Origin of the sequence: Nostoc sp., assembly GCF_035638895.1 — a bacterium.
In the GTDB taxonomy this organism is placed as follows: Bacteria; Cyanobacteriota; Cyanobacteriia; order Cyanobacteriales; family Nostocaceae; genus Nostoc.
In genome coordinates this window covers 1-1500 of record NZ_DASQZC010000654.1, presented here as the reverse complement: position 1 = coordinate 1500, position 1500 = coordinate 1, and the positions used below count along the sequence as shown (strand labels likewise).

The 1500-nt window shown below is 39.6% G+C and carries 1 protein-coding gene and 1 pseudogene; both read right to left on the bottom strand.

Going from position 1 to position 1500, the window contains the following annotated elements; translation table 11 throughout:
• Nucleotides 1–572 precede the first annotated feature (572 nt).
• A complete protein-coding gene (locus VE944_RS31075) occupies nt 573–1142 on the bottom strand; it encodes a recombinase family protein (RefSeq protein WP_324986720.1) in 570 nt (189 codons plus the stop codon).
• A gap of 176 nt (nt 1143–1318) precedes the next feature.
• Nucleotides 1319–1500 (bottom strand): annotated as a pseudogene (locus VE944_RS31070) (hypothetical protein); the annotation flags it as partial.

Genomic DNA, 1500 nt, shown 5'->3' with positions numbered 1-1500 from the left:
TGAGTAAGACAAACATTTTTAGAAGCTGAAACCCTTATTTTCTCGTTGAGTAGTGACTCGATAATAAGTTTAAGTCAATGACCTTAGTTATCGGAAAAATCCTTAGCGAATACGGCTTTTAAGCTTAACCCGGTTTTCTGTAATGTCTTTACAAATTGTAATCTGCTGCTTATAGGAGTGCTGTGCAAGGCAAATAACAACCTAAAATTTATAACCTTTTCTTAATCAAAGCTTAGTTTATAGCTAATTTATATCTAAATTTAGTATTAAAACACCCGCTTTGAATCGAAATCACTTAATTTTCAATTGTCTTTGGTAATTTTAGTAAGTTGTAAGTAGTTTTGAAGTTCGTATTAAGCATATCTTTGCAATATCCAAACTACAATGCTGAAATATTTACGTTTGACATCTACTCTATTTGTTGTCCTGCTAGCACTGATGTCTGGATGTTCGGACTTAAACCGTTTTTAGTTTCACTTTTTTCAGCTTACCTTAAATCTAGTTCCGCCAAGAATCACAACTCAATTGAGAGCAATTCCATAAGCGGTGTTTGTGATTTGGGTGGTCAGGGATTATGAGTTTTCTGAAGGGGAATACGCAGAATCATCAAGGTAGCGATAGATGCTTGCCTTGGAAAGATCAAATTCTTTCATCAAGGTTTTGATGAGTACACCCTCCTCCCGTTTAAGCCGCAGTTCAACGACCTGCGCTTCGGACAAGCTTTTACTGCGCCCAAATTTAACACCCAATTCCTTTGCTTTATTAATGCCATCCATCTGCCGCTCAAAACGGATTTCAGTCTCAAATTCCGCGATCGCCGCCAGCATATTAAAAAGTAGCCGACCAGTCGCAGATGAGGTGTCAATGTTTTGGTCAATCACCTGCAAGGCGACATTTTTGCGTTGAAGCGTATCAGCGATCGTACAAAGGTGGAGGGTGGAACGGGCTAATCTGTCCAACCGCGACACGATCAAAGTATCGCCGTCCCGGAGATATTCAAGACAAGCGGAAAGCTGGGAGCGATGCTGGTTCGTACCGCTTTGGATTTCCTTGTAAATTTTGTGACAATGCTTAAGTTTGTCCAACTGAATATCTAGGCTCTGCCCAGAGGAGCTTACTCTTGCGTACCCAACAATCGCCATAAAACGCCCTTTGGTGTATTTATGTCTTATTATCTCTTAGACCTTAAGAGAATGGTATTTTGAGACATGAAAAGAGACACAATTAAAGAATGTCTCAAGTTGTACACTTTCTGAGGCATTGTAAAAAGTCCCACGATCGTGAGTTATGTCAACTGAAAGGCAATCTTTAAATGAACTTAAAAATGCTGCCAGGGCAATGTATCATTCATCCCAACAGGGTATTGAGCCGAGATACAAGTAAAAAGCAGCAAGATGGTCTGAAAAGCCCTGCTGTATATAAGTTTTAGCCTTTTTGAGGCGAAAGTAGGATTTTGAGAGAAGATACTTGCAGTGTGAGGATCAATAATTGCTTTTTGCC

Coding starts and splice junctions, on each gene's coding strand:
- VE944_RS31075 (WP_324986720.1), bottom strand. CDS start 1,142: ATGGCGATTGTTGGGTACGCAAGAGTAAGCTCCTCTGGGCAGAGCCTA.